This is a genomic window from Hydrogenophaga luteola (assembly GCF_042648585.1).
Lineage (GTDB): Bacteria > Pseudomonadota > Gammaproteobacteria > Burkholderiales > Burkholderiaceae_C > Hydrogenophaga > Hydrogenophaga luteola.
Map to the genome: position 1 here is coordinate 1 of NZ_JBHRXX010000009.1, position 18,022 is coordinate 18,022.

Genomic DNA, 18,022 nt, shown 5'->3' on the forward strand with positions numbered 1-18,022 from the left:
ATCGCTTCGCGATGCATCACGAATGGATCGGTGTTTGACTTTCGGGGGGAAGCCCTTGTAGTTTGAGCTCAGGCCGCCCCCCCGTCAGGGCGGTCGCGCCTGCAGCGAATGGTTAGGTGTGCGACATCTCGAATCATTTCTTCTTGCCGGCCTTTTTCACGTAGACCTGAGCCACATGATTCCACTTGAACTCGATAACATCACCCGGCTCCAGGGACTCTATAAAGACGGGTTGGTTTGTAAGGTGCCCCAAGAAAACCCCGTCTTGCTCCAACCGGCAAACTTCAACCCACATTCTTTCTGCACGCGGGTTCTCCGGATCAGCTTTAACCTCCGGATCAGTGATAACAAAATGCAAGCGCAGGTTGTCGCCGATCTCGACTAGCGGGGCCTCCTTTGCCGAAGGAACCTTAAACGTTTTTGGACTTTCCTTGGCAGCGGCAACGCAGTCTTCCAGCTCCCAGCCGTCCCCATGAAATCCTTTTCTTACTGGATATCCGTCGAATTCTTCCATAGCACACCTAACGTTTGACGTGAGGGGCGGCCGGAGCCGCAGACGGAGGGAACCCAAAGCGAAGCTTTGGGCCGTCCCTCTTGACGGATTTGTTAGCCCGCTCTTCGCTCATGGCGCCCATTTTGCAGCCAGGGAATGAAGCGGATCAACGAGTGCTGCCACAAGCAAACAAACTCCCACCAACCAGCCTGCAGCCACCCGGTTTTCCCGCGGTCCACGAACCGCGAGTGCAAGTGCAGCAACGAGAGACGTGCCAAGCACGCACATAAGCCCCAACCCAAGGAGTAACTCAATTACGTCCGAAATTCCATGTGGTTCGTTTGGCGCGATGTACATGTGGCGGTACACGGCGAAGCGAAACAAAAGGAAAACGCCCAGCGCCGCAATTGTGGAGGTGCCGAGAAGCTTGGCGAGACGTGGGCGTAGGAAATTCATGCGGGCTAACGTCGAACGTGAATGGACCGCAACGGCGCACTCAGCATTGAAGAATGGCGACAACTATGGCCGCCGTTGTGGGGCCATTCGACGGCCCTGTTAGATGCGCCATCAGTAGATACACAGAGACTTAGAAACACTGCTGACTACCCCATCTTTCGTTTCCACACCGCATCGGCAAATTAAGTTCCAACCACTTGCGCCAACTCTACCCCGGTCTTTATTGGAAGCCCGATACCAGCCACCACCCTCGGTCGCAAATTGTTCAAGTTGTTGTGTTGTCATTCCGACACGTACGGCACTGCATATCTTTTCGGATTTCGAAGATGCGGCCGCATCAGTCACAGCCCCAAAAATGAAATAGCCTACGCCGATAGCGCAAAGGGCTATTGCGACGCGGATGATCGACTTTTTCATCAACATCTAACGACTAAGGCCAGCGGAGGCTCAAGGCCGTCCGTGCTGGGCCGACTTGTTAAGCCGCAGTGCTTGAGAGTGATACACCTGCATTTGCCTTGACCTCTACCTCTGGGCATCGACGTCTTTGCGATTATCGAAACTCGGTCTGTGCTTCAGAGCTGTTTCGCTTTCTATAACAAGCTCGACCCCGCGCTTGAAATCAAGAAACCGATAGTTCTCCGGGTTCGCGTTCTGTTCTTTCAGATAGCGAAGGGCTGATTTTTCACTATAGAAGCTCTCTCCCACGAGACGAAGACGCTCCGGAACTCGCGTATCTACCAGTGCAATAGCGTAGACGGGATCAAGCTCATCGAACGCTTTCGGGACGGCAATGCTGTGTTGCTCACAGTAGGCAAGTATTCGCTTGCGGATACTCACTATGCGCTGACCACTTGTGACGCTCATCTGATATGCGGCTTAACGTAGAGCTAACCGGCGCAGCGCGGCTTTATCGCGCAGCGTCCAGCAACCGTAGGGAGCGAGGTTGAGCGCCGGGTTAGCCCAGCTGCATGTGATAGGTAGCATCGTCCTCCCCCACAACCCTAAATCCTTGCCTATCGTAGAGGCTTTTGGCCGGATTGATCTTTATGACTTTGAGTGCCAACAATTTTTGAGCATTTCTCGCACGGGTAGCTTCTTGCGCAAGCAGTGCCGAGCCTACACCTAAACCTTGAAACCTTGGTTGTAGAAATACCGTCCGAATGAAGTGACACTTCTCGCTCTCTTCAATATACAACGCACCGGCTTTCGAGCCTGCGACATAAACCAACTTGAAGTTTTGCACAGGTAGGTGAGTCCAGAAACCGTTGCGCTGAAACTCTTCGTCCCACCCCCAAGCCCACGCCACATACTCGCGCATAGTGGTTTTGAATACCTCGAAGATGAATTCTTTGTCATCTTCAAAAGCAGCAAGAAGCGAAAATTCAACCATATGGGCTAACGCCCAAGTTCACCGGCGACCATGCGAAGCATGGGCGTCCGTGTGCAACGACCAGTTAGGCCGGTGAGCGAAGGCGTGATGTGTTTGAAAGACTTGACCATTACATCTTGTCCTCTCTGCTCGACATCCACGAGGAAAACTTGGCCTCAAGAGTGCTTGGACTGTTCGTGTGTGGGAAAACGTCCATGCCGCCGTCATATGGGCAGTAAATGTTCTTGGTGGACGGCGATACGAACGTGACGCCTGTCTCTTCCCAATCCGCTATTTTTTTAGTGAGCGCGCTGAAGAAGGTTGGAGCCCATGAAGTCACTAAAGCTCGTACGAAGTAGTAGCCGTCATCCTCTTCGCTAACGCTCAGCCCGCTAGGTAGCCTGACCATCTTTTCCCGTAGCTGGTTGCCGACGAGCATGTGTTTCAGCTTGCCTTTAAGCCTCCGTTCCATAAGGCGGCACCTGTAAACATAGATTGGCTCCCCGACCTCAAAGAGTTCACTTGCTACTGCAACGTGGCGCGTTTGGAGTTCCTGATGCTCAGCATCGCTTTCGGCGTATCGCTTGGATTCCGGCAAAGAGTGGAAGCGGGTCCATCTATCGTACATGTGCCTTCGAAGTACATGCCCGATCGGCGCGAATTCGGAGACTTCAGATGTCCACCAAGAGAGAGGGTCAATGTGCATTCTGTGAGGCCTAACTTTGATGTAGTTCGTGCTTCACCGAATACCCACAGTACCCGCGAGATAACATGGTTCGAAACATCCCAAAAATGTGTTTGATGTCATACAGTTACCTTGCAATACTGTATGAATGAACAGGTATAACAGATCCGACAAAGTCCGTGAGCCGGCGGCCGTCCCGTTGGTATCCAAACGCTTGCTGGATCAGGTCCGCGAGCGCATTCGGTACTTGCACTATAGCCTTCAGACAGAGAAGGCATATGTCTATTGGGTGCGCTTTTTCGTGCGCTGGTCCGGCATCCATGGCGGCATGCGGCACCCCCGGGAACTGGGCTCAGCGGAGGTGGAAGCATTTCTGACCATGTTGGCCGATGAGCGTCAAGTGTCACCGGCCACCCATCGGCAGGCGCTCAATGCCTTGTTGTTCCTGTATCGCCAGGTGCTGGGTATGGATTTGCCCTGGATGCAACAGATCGGTCGACCACCGGAGCGCAAGCGCATTCCGGTGGTGCTGACCCAGGACGAGATTCAGCGGGTGCTGAGCATGATGGCCGGTGAGGAGGCTGTGCTGGCCAGGCTGTTGTATGGTGCAGTTTTGCGCCTGAATGAAGGCCTGTCTCTGCGGGTGAAGGACTTGGACTTCGACCGCCATGCGGTGGTGGTGCGCAGCGGCAAGGGCGACAAGGACCGGGTGGTGATGTTGCCCCGATCACTGGTGGCACCGCTGCGCGAACAGTTGGCTCGGTCGAAGGCGCTTTGGACCCGTGATCGGGCAACGGAAGTGGCGGGAGTCTTTCTGCCCCATGCACTGGAGCGCAAATATCCGCGGGCCGGGCAAAGCTGGGCCTGGCACTGGGTTTTCCCCTCGCCCACTCTCTCGGTAGATCCTCAAACCGGGGTGGTGAGGCGCCACCACCTGTTTCCTGAGCGGATCTCCAAGCGACTCAAGCAGGCATGTGTGGCTGCCAGCATTGCAAAACCGGTGTCGGTTCACACCCTGCGCCATTCGTTTGCCACGCATTTGCTTCAAGCGGGCACCGACATTCGCACGGTGCAGGAGCTGTTGGGTCACTCGGATGTGTCCACCACCATGATTTACACCCATGTGCTCAAGGTGGCAGCAGGTGGCACGACCAGTCCACTGGATGCCTTGGCTCTGGGGTGTTGAGTGACCGGTTTTCGGAATGCGCGACCGACCGCAACGGGTCGAAACCACCAGTCCAGGTGAAGGGGAAGCGGTCAATCGCGCCTCGCCAGCGGGGTTGATGATGCCCTATGTCCGCTGTACCCCGTACAGCCAACATTCGAAATTTGGCGTGCGACCATGTCCCACGACTGCTCTGGTCGAATCAGCAAAGAAACACCCGCAGCCAGCGACCGGCTTCAACCGCTGCAGAACGGCTTTTCAACGCAACGCATTGACCTGCTCCAGGGGGCGGCGTCCGCAGCCCCAACCCTCAGTGCCGCATCTCATCAAACCCCGCCGCCATCGCCTCGCGCAGCTCCAGATCCGCCGCCGCATCGGCCAGCGGGTCTTCGCCCTGTTGCCACGCGGCCTGCGCGTCGGGCCGGTCCAGCGCCAGCACCAGGGCGTGGTTGAGTTCGTAGGCGCCCCAGGCTTTGCCCTGGTCGCGCAGCGCGGCCTGCAGGGCGGCCTGCAGCAGCAGGCGCACCAGGCGGTGCGGGCCGGAGAAGGGCACTTCGTCCACGCAGCCGGCCGCGGCGTCGGCGCAGGCGCGCCGGTCGTATGAGGCGTGGCCGCGGCAGGCCAGGGGCCGCGCGCGGTGGATGAGGCAAACGCCTTTGACGACGAAGGCACAGCGGCGGCGCGCGGCGACGCGCGCCGTTTCGTCCAGGCCGCGGGTGGCGGCGTCGGCGTCGCGCACGGCGGCAATCAGGTCGATGCCGTGGCGCTGCAGGGCGGGGGCGGTGGCGCGCAGGTAGTCGGCCAGCACAAAAACTTCGGGTGCCAGCGCGGTGACGCGCAGGGTGCAGCAGCTGGCGCAGCCTTTGGCGCAGTCCACCGAGGGCTGGCCTTCGCACTGGATGGCAAGGTTGCCGTCGAAACTGTCCCAGGCCTGCAGCAGCGCGGCTTCGCTGCCCTGGGTGGCCAGGGTGTGCGTGAAGGCGTCGCGCTGTTCGCGGAAGAAGGCGTCGGCGCCGTGCTCGGTGGTGTCGCTCATGGCGCCTCCCGGGTCAGACGCTCTTGCCCTTGAGCAGCCGCGCGCGTTCGGACGCGCTGTAGTGGTTGAAGTGGCCGGCCGCGTCGGCCGCGCGCCGGTGGGACATGCGGATCGCTTCGATCTTGCCGGCCGGGGCGATGCGGGAGACGCACTTGTCCAGCTCGGTGCTGGCGCAGTGTGGGCAGGTGGGCACAGTGCTGGCGCGCACCAGCAGCTCGAAGTCGGCGTTGCAGGCTTTGCAGTGGTAGTCAAACAGCGGCATGGTGGTCTCCGGTGCGGCAGGCGTGGGTGGGGGAGCTGCAGCCTTCGAGCGAGGCCGGGCGCTGGGCCGAGGGTTCGAGCCCGACCCAGGCGCTGACGGCGTCGGTGTCGAAGCCCACGTGGCGGCTGCCGTCGGTGGTGTTCTGCATGAGCGGGCGGCGGATGAGCAGGGGCTCGGCGATCAGCAGGGCCAGGGCGGCGTCGGCGTCCAGCGCTTCGGGCACCACCTCGCCGCTTTTGATGCGCGGGGCGGCGCGGTTGAACCAGTCGGCCATGGGCAGCGGTGCCAGGAAGGCCAGCAGGGTGTCGCGTGTCCACGGCGCGGTCAGCAGGTTGCGCCGCTCCAGCGTGTGGCCGGCGGCTTGCAGCGCGGCGCGCTGGCGGGCGTTGCCGCCGCAGCCGGGTTTTTCGAAGAAGACGAGGTGGGTCATGCGGGGGCTCCGGTGCAGACGGCGGGATCGGTCAGCTGGTCGGCCAGGGCCAGCAGTCCGCTGGTCTGGTCGGTGATGGCGCGCACGGTGGCCGGCTGCAGGCGGCTGAGCCAGCGCCAGGGCAGGCGCGCCGCGCCGCAGCGCGCGCCGGCCAGCATGCCGGCCAGTGCGCCGGTGGTGTCGGCGTCGTCGCCCTGGTTGACGGTGGCGACCAGGGCGTCTTCGAAGTCCTCGTGTTCGCTCACGAAGTGCAGCACGGTCTGCACCGTGTCCACCACATAGGCGGTGGCGCGGCCACGGTAGGGCGTGTGGCGGAAAGCCGGTTCTTCGTTCACCCAGCGGGCGATGCGTGCGCAGAGGGCAGCGTGGTCGTCGCCCGCCAGCAGGCCGCGCAGCAGACGGCCCAGGCCCAGCGTGGCGGCGTCGGACAGCGGGTGGTGGTGGGTCAGGCGGGCCTGCGCGAGCGACAGGCGCTCGAAGGCTGCGCGGTCGCCCAGGGTGGCCAGCACGGCGGGCAGGTTGCGCATGGCCGCGCCGTTGCCGCCGTCGCCATCGTTGGGCGGACCACTGAGGCTGCCCTGGTGCAGAAAACGCAGGATGCCGCGGCGGCAGGTGTTGCCGCAGTCTACGGGCCCGCCGCGCCACCAGGCCACATAGGCCTCGCCGATGCCGCGCACCAGGGTGTCGTCGGCCTGGTCGCGCAGGCGCGCAATGCCGTCGGCGCCACCGAGCAGCAGCGCCTCGCCCAGCGCCAGGCTCATGGTGGTGTCGTCGGTGACCTGGCCGCGCGCGAGTTTGAGCCAGCCACCGCCGACGATGTCGCGGTGGGTGCCGTGTTGCAGCAGGATCTCGCGCGGGCGCATGAACTCGACGGTGGCGCCCAATGCGTCGCCGATGGCCAGGCCCAGGTAGGCGCCCAGGGCCTTGTCGAAGCGGGCGTGGAAGCCCTTGGCGTGGGGCTCAGGCATAGCGCGCCACCACCTCGTAGTCGCCGCCGAGCGCCAGCACCTCCTGCTCGCCCTGCAGCACCTGGCCGGGCAGCAGGCCGGGGAAGACCAGCACCTTGCAGGCGGGCACCCGGGCCTCGAACACCCAGTCGCCAAAGCAGCCAGCGTCGTCGGCCGAGACACTGAACGAGACCAGGTTGTTCAGGCGCACGGTGCAGTGGCGCGCTTTCAGGCTGCCGGCCACCAGCTGTTCGTCGCAGCGGGTGCTGCCGCGCCACAGGCGCAGGTGCGTGGCCGGCGCTGCGGCGACGCCGGGCACACCCAAGCGCTGCAGCGCCCACTGGCAGAACTCGTACAGCAGGTCCAGCTGCTGGTGGATGTTGTTGTTGTGCAGGCGGCTGAAGGTCTTCTCTTCGAGGTAGGCGATCCAGCCCGGCGAGGGGAAGCGCTGCAGCGGCTGGCGGTGGTGCGTGGGCACCAGGCCGAACCGGCTCTCGACCCAGCCCTTGAGCACCGCGCCAGCCGGACCGCCGCTGTCCATGCCCCAGCCCTGCAGCAGCTTGCGCCAGCTGCTTCGCCAGCGTCGGCGTTCGGCCGGGTCGAGCGCCGCGGCCTCGTGGGCGGCCGGGGCGCGCAGGCCGAAGGCGATGTCCAGGTAGTGCACGAACACCTCCGACGCGTCGCTCAGGTGCTCGCAGCGTGCGAGCAGGCCGAACAGGCCGGGGTGCGTCTCGCGCGTGCCGGCGATGGACAAGGGAACCGGGTGCGCGTTGAACGCGGTGCCGGCCAGCACCCGGGACGGCACGCCGACCAGGTTGGTGCTGTACCAGCGGTGCGGCTGGACCGGTTCATCGTTCATCGGGTCCGGTCAGGCGTTCAGACCGGCCGGTTCTCGTTGACGTTGCGCACCGGCCCCATCAGTGCCAGGCCTTCGTCGTAGGTGATGGTGTCGAAGGTCACGTCGTACTTGAGCGCAGCGTCGGCCACGGCGTCGAGCTTGCCCGCGGTGTCCTTCTTCTTGAGGTCGCCCTTCTCCAGGTAGAGCAGCTCGAGCATCTCGTTGTAGACCGTGTTCTCCAGGATGGGCAGCACGTAGAACATGGCGCCCTTGTAAGGCACCTGGTACTTCTTGGAGAGGTCCATGTTGTCGCAGAACAGGAAGTACTTGCCACCGGCGCTGAGCGTGTCGCCCAGCGTCTCGGCCACGTCCTTGAGCGATTCGAAGGACAGCAGCCAGCCGCAGAAGAAGGGCAGGTGCTTCTCGCCGGCGCGGGCCACGGCCATGACCTGGTCGCAGGTGAGTTCGGGCGGGCGGGCCTCGTCGGCCATCTTGGCCGCAAAGCGCAGCGCCAGTTCGCCACGGAAGCCGAAACGGCCCTCGACGTGGGTCGGCGCCTTGAGCACCGGGTTGAGCATGCGGCCTTCCTGCTGAAGGCGGGCAAAGGCGGTGTCTTCAATCGCGACGGGGGCGGTCAGGGTGGTCATCACAGGTTCCTGGTGGGTTGGGAAAGAAAGTTCTCACCGGCCCTGTCTGCAATGAACGTACCAGCCCCTGCATGGCCCACGCGCGCGGTACGCGCGCGCGAAAGCGCATCAAACCCGACACAAACCCGTCGGCACCGGCCCCGCCCGGCGTGCCGTTTGCGACGCGCCAGGCGGGCTTTGTCGCATTCGGAACAAAGCCCGATGGCGCTGTTCAAGGGTCACAAAAAATGCCGGTTTTCCCTATGAAGAACAGGCACTTGCGGTGTGTTTGAAGCGGGCTGGAAAGGCATGGCACGGAAGGTGCAAAGGAGTGGCTGCGCGGACACAAGTCCGGCCGATGCGTGATCCAGATAAGAAGACCTATAGGCACGTCAGGCTGACCTGGTCGCGGTGTATCGCAACCTTGGTTTCAACCCTTCCTTGATTGGAGTACTGACATGGCTTCCCTACGTCAAATCGCCTTCTACGGCAAAGGTGGCATCGGCAAATCGACCACTTCCCAAAACACCCTGGCCGCCCTCGCCGAGATGGGCCAGAAGATCCTCATCGTCGGCTGCGACCCCAAGGCCGACTCGACCCGCCTGATCCTGCACGCCAAGGCCCAGGACACCATCCTCTCGCTGGCCGCAGAAGCCGGTTCGGTGGAGGACCTGGAGCTGGAAGACGTCATGAAGATCGGTTACCGCGACATCCGTTGCGTGGAGTCCGGTGGTCCCGAGCCGGGCGTGGGCTGCGCCGGCCGCGGCGTGATCACCTCGATCAACTTCCTGGAAGAAAACGGCGCCTACGACGGCGTGGACTACGTGTCCTACGACGTGCTGGGCGACGTGGTGTGCGGCGGCTTCGCCATGCCCATCCGCGAGAACAAGGCGCAGGAAATCTACATCGTGATGTCGGGCGAGATGATGGCCATGTACGCGGCCAACAACATCTCCAAGGGCATCCTGAAGTACGCCAACAGCGGCGGTGTGCGCCTGGGCGGCCTGGTGTGCAACGAGCGCCAGACCGACAAGGAACTGGAGCTGGCCGAGTCGCTGGCCAAGATGCTGGGTTCGCGCCTGATCCACTTCGTGCCGCGCGACAACATCGTGCAGCACGCCGAGCTGCGCCGCATGACGGTTCTCGAATACGCGCCGGACTCCAAGCAGGCCCAGGAGTACCGCACCCTGGCCCAGAAGGTCCACGGCAACGCCGGCAACGGCACCATCCCCACCCCCATCACCATGGACCAGCTGGAAGACCTGCTGATGGAGCACGGGATCATGAAGACCATCGACGAGTCCGAAGTCGGCAAGACCGCTGCCGAACTGGCCGCCTGAGCGCCAACTGAAAGAAGCGACGCTTCCACCCGACGCCTGCGTGGCGCCGGGGTGGGGCCCGCCCCCCCGATCCCCACATCCAATGGAGTGACCCATGACCGCCACCGTTGAAGAGCGCAAGGCCGCGAACAAGGCCCTGATCGATGAAGTGCTCAAGGCCTATCCCGAAAAGATGGCCAAGCGCCGTGCCAAGCACCTGAACACGTACGAAGAGGGCAAACCCGACTGCGGCGTGAAGTCCAACATCAAGTCGCTGCCCGGCGTGATGACGATCCGCGGCTGCGCCTACGCAGGCTCCAAGGGTGTGGTCTGGGGTCCCATCAAGGACATGATCCACATCTCCCACGGTCCCGTGGGATGCGGCCAGTACAGCTGGGCTGCGCGCCGCAACTACTACATCGGCATGACCGGTGTGGACACCTTCGTGACGATGCAGTTCACCTCCGACTTCCAGGAGAAGGACATCGTCTTCGGCGGCGACAAGAAGCTCGACAAGATCATCGACGAGATCCAGGAGCTGTTCCCGCTGAACAAGGGCATCTCGATCCAGTCGGAGTGCCCGATCGGCCTGATCGGCGACGACATCGAAGCCGTGTCCAAGAAGAAGAGCAAGGAGTACGAAGGCAAGACCATCGTGCCCGTGCGCTGCGAAGGCTTCCGCGGCGTGAGCCAGTCGCTGGGCCACCACCTGGCCAACGACGCCATCCGCGACTGGGTGTTCGACAAGACCGACCCGAACAAGCGCCCTGATTTCGTCTCGACCCCGTACGACGTGGCCATCATCGGTGACTACAACATCGGTGGTGACGCCTGGTCCAGCCGCATCCTGCTCGAAGAAATGGGCCTGCGCGTGATCGCCCAGTGGTCCGGCGACGGCACGATTGCCGAGCTGGAAAACACCCCTAAGGCCAAGCTCAACGTGCTGCACTGCTACCGCTCGATGAACTACATCAGCCGGCACATGGAAGAGAAGTACGGCATCCCATGGTGCGAGTACAACTTCTTCGGCCCGACCCAGATCGAGAAGAGCCTGCGCGAGATCGCCAGCCACTTCGACGACGCCATCAAGGCCAAGGCCGAAGAGGTGATCGCCAAATACAAGCCGCTGATGCAGGCCGTCATCGACAAGTACAAGCCGCGCCTGCAGGGCAAGAAGGTCATGTTGTACGTGGGCGGTCTGCGTCCGCGCCACGTGATCGGCGCCTACGAGGACCTGGGCATGGAAGTGGTCGGCACCGGCTACGAGTTCGGCCACAACGACGACTACCAGCGCACCACGCACTACATCAAGGACAGCACGCTGATCTATGACGACGTGACCGGCTACGAGTTCGAGCACTTCGTCGACAAGATCAAGCCCGACCTGATCGGCTCCGGCATCAAGGAAAAGTACGTGTTCCAGAAGATGGGCGTGCCCTTCCGCCAGATGCACAGCTGGGACTACAGCGGCCCTTACCACGGCTACGACGGCTTCGCCATCTTCGCCCGTGACATGGACATGGCGATCAGCTCGCCGATCTGGGGCCTGACCAAGGCGCCCTGGAAAAAAGCCGCCTGAGCCCACGCAACACCATTTGTTTAGGAGAGCGTCATGCCCCAATCAGCCGACAAGATCCTCGACCACGAACTGCTGTTCCGTGAGCCCGAGTACCAGGAACTGTTCAAGAACAAGAAGGAACAGTTCGAATACAACCACAGCGACGAGAAAATCGGCCAGGTCATCGAGTGGACCAAGACCGAGGACTACAAGCAGAAGAACTTTGCCCGCGATTCGCTGACCGTGAACCCGGCCAAGGCCTGCCAGCCGCTGGGCGCCGTCTACGTCGCCAACGGTTTCCACAAGACCCTGAGCTTCGTGCACGGTTCGCAGGGCTGCGTGGCCTACTACCGCTCGCACTTCTCGCGCCACTTCAAGGAACCGACGTCCTGCGTGTCCTCGTCCATGACGGAAGACGCGGCGGTGTTCGGTGGCCTGAACAACATGGTCGACGGCCTGGCCAACGCCTACAACCTGTACAAGCCCGACATGATCGCGGTCAGCACGACCTGCATGGCCGAGGTGATCGGTGACGACCTGAACGCCTTCATCAAGACGTCCAAGGAAAAGGGCTCGGTCCCGGCCGAGTTCGACGTGCCCTTCGCCCACACCCCGGCCTTCGTCGGCAGCCACATCACCGGCTACGACAACGCACTGCTGGGCGTGCTGCAGCACTTCTGGGACGGCAAGGCCGGCACCGCCGAGAAGCTTGAGCGCGTGCCCGACGACAGCATCAACTTCATCGCCGGCTTCGACGGTTTCGTCGTCGGCAACATGAAGGAGATGCGCCGCATCTTCAGCCTGTTTGGCGTGAAGGTGAACGTGCTGTGCGACCCGTCGGGTTCGTGGAGCACCCCGACCGATGGCGAGTTCCGCATGTACGAAGGCGGCACCACCAAGGAAGAGGTGATCGCCGGCCTGCACGCCAAGGCCACCATCGTGTTCCAGGAGTACTGCTGCGAGAAGACCAGCAAGTACATCGCCGAGAAGGGCCAGGAAGTGGTCGTGCTCAACGCGCCCGTGGGCGTGGCCGGCACCGACGAGTTCCTGATGGCCATCAGCCGCCTGACGGGCAAGCCGATCCCGGCCGAGCTGGAGCTTGAGCGTGGCCTGCTGGTGGACGCCATGGCCGACAGCCAGGCCCACCTGCACGGCAAGCGCTACGCCCTGTACGGCGACCCGGACCAGATGCTGGGCTACGCACAGTTCCTGCTGGAGCTCGGTGCCGAGCCGGCCCACGTGCTGGCCACCAACGGCAACGAAGCCTGGGCCGCGAAGGTGCAGGCCCTGTTCGACTCGTCGCCCTACGGCGCCGGCTGCAAGGTCTATCCCAAGCGCGACCTGTGGCACATGCGCAGCCTGCTGTTCACGGAGCCGGTGGACTTCCTGATCGGCAACACCTACGGCAAGTACCTGGAGCGCGACACCGGCACGCCGCTGGTGCGCATGGTGTTCCCGATCTTCGACCGTCACCACTACCACCGTTTCCCCACCTGGGGCTACGAGGGCGGCATGCGTGTCCTGGTGAACCTGCTGGATGAGTTCTTCGAGACCCTGGATGCGAACACCATCGTGCCGGGCAAGACGGACTACTCGTACGACATCATCAGATAAGGCCCCCCCGCGCCGCCTTCGGCGTCACCCCCCGGGGGGCGCCGCTGGCGGCCCGGCAAAGCCGGTTCCGCGGCGGCACTGGACGAGCTTCCCCTTGCTCGCTTGGGTCGCTGCGGTCTGCGGTCATTTCATTCAGTGAGGCTCTCATGGCCAATGTGACTTTCAGTTCGCCGCGCATGAAGAAGGACTTGACGGTCTATGCGGTGGCGGGTGACACGCGGACTTTGCTGGCGGTGGCGAAGGCGAACAACATTCCGGTGGACTTCGAGTGCGAGAACGGCGAGTGCGGTTCCTGCCAGCTCAAGGTGACGGTGCTGTCAGACAAGACGCCGATCGGTGTCGCGCTGACCGAGAAGGAAAAAACCGTGTTGCGCTTTGCCGGCAAGATCACGCAGCAGCAGATCGAGGACGCCGAGACCAAGGACCTGCCGCCGCCCTGGCGCCTGGCCTGCCAGTTCGTGGTGCGCAGCGAAGACATCCTGGTGGAGTTCTGATCATGACCAAGACCCTCGTCAAGACCACGCAGGACGGCCGACCGGTCGAAGTGATTGACGGTTGGGTCTGCCTGGCCGGCCTGAAAGAGGCCGACACCCTGGTGCCGGTGATCGAGCACCCGAACCGCCAGGCCATCCTCGCGGCCGTGCCCGGTGCCACGCACATGGCCGGACGCCTGCCGCTGACGCACGAGGAAGCCGCGATCGCGCAGGGCGCGATGACGGCCGAGCAGCGCACCATCGACACCAGCCCGATGGCGATTGCGCAGCGCCTGCGCCGTGCCATGTGGGCCAAGGCCGTCGCCGAGGGCGTGGAGTGAGCGCACGGCCATGATCTACGTGCTGCAGTGCCCGCCCGATGCCGAACCCCTGGCCTGGTTCGCCTACCACCCGGACGACCTGCTGCACAAGCTGGCGGCAGATGATCCGCTGGAGGCCTGGGAGATCCACGACGAGGTGACGCCGCGAGCGCTGCTGGAGGCACTGGGCCACGACACGGTGGACGCCGCCGCCCGGGCGGCCTTTCCGGCCGTCTGCGCGCTGGGTGACCAGTACGGCTGGGACACCACGCTGTACCGTGCAGACCACCTGCTCGGCCGTGGCGTGCTCAGCCCCGATCCGGTGGACGTGCGTGCGGCCACCGTGGCGACGCTGGCCGTGCGGCCGGGCGAATTCCGCGTCTACTGGAGCGACCAGGACGCCGTGCTCGCCACCGAAGGCGGGGATGAATGGCTCTGCGCCAAGGAGCGCTGGCGCGCCCGCCACGCGCTGCACCAGCAACTGCTGTCGCTGGAAGTCCTGGCCGACAACCTCTGAGGAGATCGCGATGTTGCATCGCATGCAGTGCGACATCGTGCGGACCGCGGGCCAGACGATCCAGACACTGCTGGCGGATCTGCAGAACGAAGACGAGCTGTTCGCCAGCACCGCCACGCTGCACGCCGTGGAGGCGCAGCTGCTGGTGATGTCGCAGACCCTGGCGCACCTGGCACCCGAGCTGCATGCCCGGCTGCACCGCATCGACTGGCAGGGCTGGGGGCAGCTGCACCACCTGCTGGAAACCGGTGGCCAGCCGCGGCGCGAAGCGGTCTGGTACGGCGTGCGCGCGCTGGTGCCAGCCACGCTGGAACTGATCGCCGAGTTGCGAAGAAGAGAACCTGCCTGGTTTGGCATTGACTACTGAAGAAAGCACACCATGGAATCCGTCGAAGCCTTTCTGGCCCACGCCATCCGCATCGAACAGGAGGCCGCCCTGCGCTTCGGCCAGCTGGCCGATGCCATGACCACCCAGGGCAACCGTGAGGTGGGGCGCCTGTTCCGCCAGCTCGCGGACTACTCGCGGCTGCACCTCGCCGACGCCCGTGAACGCGCCGGCTACCGTGAGCTGCCGCCGCTGCGGCCCGAGGACTACACCTGGCCCGACATCGAGAGCCCTGAGGCCGCGGCCATCTGGGCGGCCGACCCGATGCTGGGGCGCGAGCAGGCCCTGCAGGTCGCGCTGGAAGCAGAGCAGGGTGGCCTGGACTACTACAGCGAGGTCATGAAGAACACCATCGACCCCGAGCTGCGTGCGCTGGCGAAAGAGTTCGCCGACGAAGAGGCCGGGCACGTGGCCGAACTCCAGCGCTGGATCGAGCTGCACCGGGAAGGCAAGCCGCTGCCCACCGATGTCTGATCTCCCACGACCCGTCGCAAACCATCCGTCGCGATTGCTTCAAACCCTTCACAGAAGCGGCGCCAATCGGCCAAAAGCACCACCAAATCGCCTGGCATCAAACCTGCAAAGAGCCCCTCAACCCACGTTGACAGGAGCTCGCCATGTCGGTATCTCTGAAGGCCAAGATCGCTGAAGTGTTCGAAGAGCCCGGCTGCGACATCAACCAGGGCAAGAGCGAGAAGGAACGCAAGAAGGGCTGCACCAGGCAGCTCTCGCCCGGCGCAGCCGCCGGGGGCTGTGCGTTTGATGGCGCCAAGATCGCGCTGCAGCCGGTGGCCGATGTGGCCCACTTGGTGCACGGGCCCATCGCCTGCGAGGGCAACAGCTGGGACAACCGCCACAGCGCGTCCTCGCACTCGCAGATCTACCGCACCGGCTTCACCACCGACATCAACGAACTCGACGTGATCTACGGCGGCGAGAAGCGGCTGTTCAAGTCGATCCGGGAAATCATCGAGAAGTACGACCCGCCCGCGGTCTTCGTCTACCAGACCTGCGTGACCGCGCTGACCGGGGACGACATCGAGGCGGTGTGCAAACGCGCGGCCGAGAAGTTCGGCAAGCCGGTGATCCCGGTCAATGCGCCGGGCTTTGCCGGGCCCAAGAACCTGGGCAACAAGCTGGGCGCCGAGGCCATCCTGGATTACGTCATCGGCACCGTGGAACCCGAGTTCACGACGCCGTACGACATCAACATCATCGGCGAGTACAACCTGGTGGGCGAGCTCTGGCAGGTCAAGCCGCTGCTGGACGCACTGGGCATCCGCATCCTCTCGTGCATCAGCGGCGACGGCAAGTACAACGAGATCGCCTCGGCCCACCGCGCCAGGGTCAACATGATGGTCTGCAGCAAGTCGATGATCAACATCGCGACCAAGATGCAGCAGCGCTACGGCATCCCGTATTTCGAGGGTTCGTTCTACGGCATCAGCGACATGAGCGAGACGCTGCGCCAGATCGCGAAGCTGCTGGTGCAGCAGGGCGCCGACGCCGAACTGCTGGAGCGCACCGAGCGCCTGATCGAGGTGGAAGAGGCGCGGGCCTACAAGCGCATCGCCGAGTACAAGGCGCGCCTGGCCGGCAAGCGCGTGCTGCTGATCACCGGCGGCGTGAAGTCCTGGTCGGTGGTGGCGGCGCTGCAGGAAGGCGGCATGGAGATCGTCGGCACCAGCGTCAAGAAGAGCACCAAGGAAGACAAGGACAAGATCAAGGAGATCATGGGCGAGGGCGCCGACGCCCACATGATCGACGACATGACGCCACGCGAGATGTACGCGATGCTGCGCGACGCACGCGCCGACATCATGCTCAGTGGCGGCCGCTCGCAGTTCGTGGCGCTGAAGGCGCGCATGCCCTGGCTGGACATCAACCAGGAGCGCTACTACGCCTATGCCGGTTACGAGGGCATGGTCGAACTGGTGCACCAGATCGACCGCACGATCTCCAACCCGGTGTGGCAGCGCGTGCGCATCGCCGCGCCCTGGGGCGACGACGGCGAGACCCTGGGGGCGGTGGCCCCGACCGCATCGACGGCGCATCTGAGCGCAGTCGCGGCGCACGCCATGGGTCTTGAGCCCGAAGAGATCCCGGTCTGAGCAGGAGACACGACATGGCAAACGTTGTCGAGTCCAAGAAAGCCTGCACGGTCAACCCGCTCAAGATGAGCCAGCCGCTGGGCGCGAGCCTCGCTTTTCTGGGGCTGGACAGCTGCATGCCGGTGATGCACGGCTCGCAGGGCTGCACCTCGTTCGGCCTGGTGCTGCTGGTGCGGCACTTCAAGGAAGCCATCCCGCTGCAGACCACGGCGATGAACGAGGTGACCACCATCCTCGGGGGCTACGAGAACATCGAGGCGGCGCTGCTCAACATCCGCAAACGTGCGTCGCCCAAGCTGATCGCGATCTGCTCCACCGGCCTGACCGAGACCAAGGGCGACGACGTGAACGGCTTTCTGGCGCTGGCGCGCCAGAAGCACCCTGAACTGGCCGACACCGAGATCATCTACGTGTCGACGCCCGACTACGTCGGCGCGTTTGAAGACGGGTTCAAGCACGCCATCACCGGCATCGTGAAGTCGCTGGTGAAGCCGCTGCCGCCGGTGCAGGACCAGGTCACGCTGCTGCCGGGCAGCCACCTGTCGCCCGGCGACATCGACGAACTGCGCGAGACCATCGAGGCCTTCGGTCTCAAGGCCATCGTACTGCCCGACGTGTCGGGTTCGCTGGACGGTCACATCCCGCCCGACTGGCGCGGCACCACGCTGGGCGGCACCTCGCTCGACGAGATTCGCGCGGCCGGTGCGTCGTCGTGGACCATTGGCGTGGGTGAGCAGACCCGTGAAGGCGCGGAGGCGCTGCAGGCCATCAGCGGCGCGCCGTTCGAGATCTTCGAGCGGCTGACCGGCATCGAGGCCAACGACCGGCTGTTGATGCGGCTGTCGCAGCACAGCGGCCGCCCGGTGCCCGCCAAGTACCGCCGCCAGCGCAGCCAACTGCTGGACGCCATGCTCGACGGCCATTTCTACACCGGCGGCATGACGGTGGCCATCGGCGCCGAGCCCGACCTGTTGCTGGCCATCGGCGCGCTGCTGCACGAGATGGGCGCCGAACTGCGCTGCTGCATCAGCACCACCCAGTCCGCGTCGCACGCGCTGCTGCCGGCCGAGGCCGTGCTGCTCGGTGACCTGGAAGACCTGGAGCAGGGCGCGAAGGACTGCGACCTGATCGTGACCCACGCGCACGGCCGCCAGGCGGCGCAGCGCTTGGGCAAGCCGCTGCTGCGCATGGGCTTTCCGGTGTTCGACCGCATTGGCAACGCGCACCGCGTGCAGGTGGGTTACCGCGGGACGATGAACCTGATCTTCGAGATCGCCAACCTGATGATCGAACAGATCCCGCACCACCACGAAGGCGACTGGCCGCTCACACCCGAGGCGCGCCGTGCCGCCATGACGCGCAGCGGCACCGCCCAGGCCACACCCCCCAACCCGCTGGCCGAGGCCAGTGCCTGAAAC

At 63.8% G+C, this 18,022-nt stretch carries 22 protein-coding genes; 11 read left to right on the forward strand and 11 right to left on the reverse strand.

All coding sequences use genetic code 11. The annotated features are described in order from the left end of the window. Nucleotides 1-133: 133 nt before the first annotated feature. From ACFOPI_RS18750 to ACFOPI_RS18770, 5 genes are all read right to left on the reverse strand, one after another. Nucleotides 134-514, reverse strand: coding sequence for a DUF2314 domain-containing protein (locus tag ACFOPI_RS18750; RefSeq protein WP_382177246.1), 381 nt, complete (start codon nucleotides 512-514; stop codon nucleotides 134-136). A 108-nt stretch (nucleotides 515-622) separates the two neighbouring features. Further along, nucleotides 623-949, reverse strand: a complete 327-nt coding sequence (locus ACFOPI_RS18755) for a hypothetical protein (protein ID WP_382177249.1) — start codon at nucleotides 947-949, stop codon at nucleotides 623-625. Between the two features lie 522 nt (nucleotides 950-1,471). Further along, the gene (locus ACFOPI_RS18760; RefSeq protein ID WP_382177252.1) at nucleotides 1,472-1,813 is read right to left on the reverse strand and encodes a hypothetical protein; all 342 of its coding nucleotides are present in this window, start codon (nucleotides 1,811-1,813) and stop codon (nucleotides 1,472-1,474) included. 91 nt (nucleotides 1,814-1,904) lie between these two features. Further along, a complete protein-coding gene (locus ACFOPI_RS18765; RefSeq protein ID WP_382177254.1) occupies nucleotides 1,905-2,339 on the reverse strand; it encodes a GNAT family N-acetyltransferase in 435 nt (144 codons plus the stop codon). A 109-nt stretch (nucleotides 2,340-2,448) separates the two neighbouring features. Then, a complete protein-coding gene (locus ACFOPI_RS18770) occupies nucleotides 2,449-3,024 on the reverse strand; it encodes a DUF3885 domain-containing protein (protein WP_449272026.1) in 576 nt (191 codons plus the stop codon). A gap of 127 nt (nucleotides 3,025-3,151) precedes the next feature. Between ACFOPI_RS18770 and ACFOPI_RS18775 the strand changes: the two genes are divergently transcribed. After that, entirely contained in the window at nucleotides 3,152-4,189 is a 1,038-nt protein-coding gene (locus ACFOPI_RS18775) for an integron integrase (RefSeq protein ID WP_382177260.1), read from the forward strand. A gap of 289 nt (nucleotides 4,190-4,478) precedes the next feature. Here the strand turns inward: ACFOPI_RS18775 and ACFOPI_RS18780 are convergent, their stop codons facing one another. From ACFOPI_RS18780 to ACFOPI_RS18805, 6 genes are read right to left on the reverse strand one after another with little or no spacing between them, the layout of a single operon-like run. Then, nucleotides 4,479-5,204 carry a YkgJ family cysteine cluster protein gene (locus ACFOPI_RS18780; protein ID WP_382177263.1) on the reverse strand — a complete coding sequence of 242 codons (726 nt, stop codon included), beginning with the start codon at nucleotides 5,202-5,204 and terminating at the stop codon, nucleotides 4,479-4,481. A gap of 13 nt (nucleotides 5,205-5,217) precedes the next feature. Beyond that, complete coding sequence (locus ACFOPI_RS18785; protein WP_382177265.1) at nucleotides 5,218-5,466, reverse strand: FmdB family zinc ribbon protein; 249 nt, start codon at nucleotides 5,464-5,466, stop codon at nucleotides 5,218-5,220. Continuing rightward, entirely contained in the window at nucleotides 5,453-5,896 is a 444-nt protein-coding gene (locus ACFOPI_RS18790) for an ArsC/Spx/MgsR family protein (protein WP_382177268.1), read from the reverse strand. Before ACFOPI_RS18790 ends, ACFOPI_RS18785 begins: the two co-directional genes overlap by 14 nt. After that, on the reverse strand, nucleotides 5,893-6,864 hold the full coding sequence (gene draG, locus ACFOPI_RS18795; RefSeq protein ID WP_382177270.1) for an ADP-ribosyl-[dinitrogen reductase] hydrolase: 972 nt from the start codon (nucleotides 6,862-6,864) through the stop codon (nucleotides 5,893-5,895). Before draG ends, ACFOPI_RS18790 begins: the two co-directional genes overlap by 4 nt. Continuing rightward, entirely contained in the window at nucleotides 6,857-7,702 is an 846-nt protein-coding gene (locus ACFOPI_RS18800; protein ID WP_382177273.1) for an NAD(+)--dinitrogen-reductase ADP-D-ribosyltransferase, read from the reverse strand. Before ACFOPI_RS18800 ends, draG begins: the two co-directional genes overlap by 8 nt. Before the next feature lie 17 nt (nucleotides 7,703-7,719). Then, on the reverse strand, nucleotides 7,720-8,328 hold the full coding sequence (locus ACFOPI_RS18805; protein WP_382177275.1) for a hypothetical protein: 609 nt from the start codon (nucleotides 8,326-8,328) through the stop codon (nucleotides 7,720-7,722). Between the two features lie 437 nt (nucleotides 8,329-8,765). Here ACFOPI_RS18805 and nifH point away from each other — a divergent pair, with 437 nt between their 5' ends. The 10 genes from nifH (at nucleotide 8,766) to nifN (ending at nucleotide 18,019) form a co-directional block, all read left to right on the forward strand. Continuing rightward, nucleotides 8,766-9,647 (forward strand): nitrogenase iron protein, encoded by an 882-nt coding sequence (nifH, locus tag ACFOPI_RS18810; protein ID WP_382177278.1) that lies wholly within the window; start codon nucleotides 8,766-8,768, stop codon nucleotides 9,645-9,647. Between the two features lie 94 nt (nucleotides 9,648-9,741). Continuing rightward, nucleotides 9,742-11,205 (forward strand): nitrogenase molybdenum-iron protein alpha chain, encoded by a 1,464-nt coding sequence (gene nifD / locus ACFOPI_RS18815; protein ID WP_382177280.1) that lies wholly within the window; start codon nucleotides 9,742-9,744, stop codon nucleotides 11,203-11,205. A 33-nt stretch (nucleotides 11,206-11,238) separates the two neighbouring features. Further along, nucleotides 11,239-12,798 (forward strand): nitrogenase molybdenum-iron protein subunit beta, encoded by a 1,560-nt coding sequence (gene nifK / locus ACFOPI_RS18820; protein ID WP_382177283.1) that lies wholly within the window; start codon nucleotides 11,239-11,241, stop codon nucleotides 12,796-12,798. Between the two features lie 146 nt (nucleotides 12,799-12,944). After that, nucleotides 12,945-13,292 carry a 2Fe-2S iron-sulfur cluster-binding protein gene (locus ACFOPI_RS18825; RefSeq protein ID WP_382177286.1) on the forward strand — a complete coding sequence of 116 codons (348 nt, stop codon included), beginning with the start codon at nucleotides 12,945-12,947 and terminating at the stop codon, nucleotides 13,290-13,292. A gap of 2 nt (nucleotides 13,293-13,294) precedes the next feature. Next, nucleotides 13,295-13,612 (forward strand): hypothetical protein, encoded by a 318-nt coding sequence (locus tag ACFOPI_RS18830; protein ID WP_382177288.1) that lies wholly within the window; start codon nucleotides 13,295-13,297, stop codon nucleotides 13,610-13,612. Nucleotides 13,613-13,622: 10 nt separating this feature from the next. Then, nucleotides 13,623-14,108 carry a hypothetical protein gene (locus ACFOPI_RS18835; protein WP_382177290.1) on the forward strand — a complete coding sequence of 162 codons (486 nt, stop codon included), beginning with the start codon at nucleotides 13,623-13,625 and terminating at the stop codon, nucleotides 14,106-14,108. 10 nt (nucleotides 14,109-14,118) lie between these two features. Then, nucleotides 14,119-14,475 carry a hypothetical protein gene (locus ACFOPI_RS18840; RefSeq protein WP_382177293.1) on the forward strand — a complete coding sequence of 119 codons (357 nt, stop codon included), beginning with the start codon at nucleotides 14,119-14,121 and terminating at the stop codon, nucleotides 14,473-14,475. A gap of 12 nt (nucleotides 14,476-14,487) precedes the next feature. After that, nucleotides 14,488-14,967 carry a ferritin-like domain-containing protein gene (locus ACFOPI_RS18845; protein WP_382177295.1) on the forward strand — a complete coding sequence of 160 codons (480 nt, stop codon included), beginning with the start codon at nucleotides 14,488-14,490 and terminating at the stop codon, nucleotides 14,965-14,967. 143 nt (nucleotides 14,968-15,110) lie between these two features. After that, the gene (gene nifE, locus ACFOPI_RS18850; RefSeq protein WP_382177297.1) at nucleotides 15,111-16,604 is read left to right on the forward strand and encodes a nitrogenase iron-molybdenum cofactor biosynthesis protein NifE; all 1,494 of its coding nucleotides are present in this window, start codon (nucleotides 15,111-15,113) and stop codon (nucleotides 16,602-16,604) included. Nucleotides 16,605-16,618: 14 nt separating this feature from the next. After that, complete coding sequence (gene nifN / locus ACFOPI_RS18855; protein ID WP_382177304.1) at nucleotides 16,619-18,019, forward strand: nitrogenase iron-molybdenum cofactor biosynthesis protein NifN; 1,401 nt, start codon at nucleotides 16,619-16,621, stop codon at nucleotides 18,017-18,019. Nucleotides 18,020-18,022: the final 3 nt, after the last annotated feature.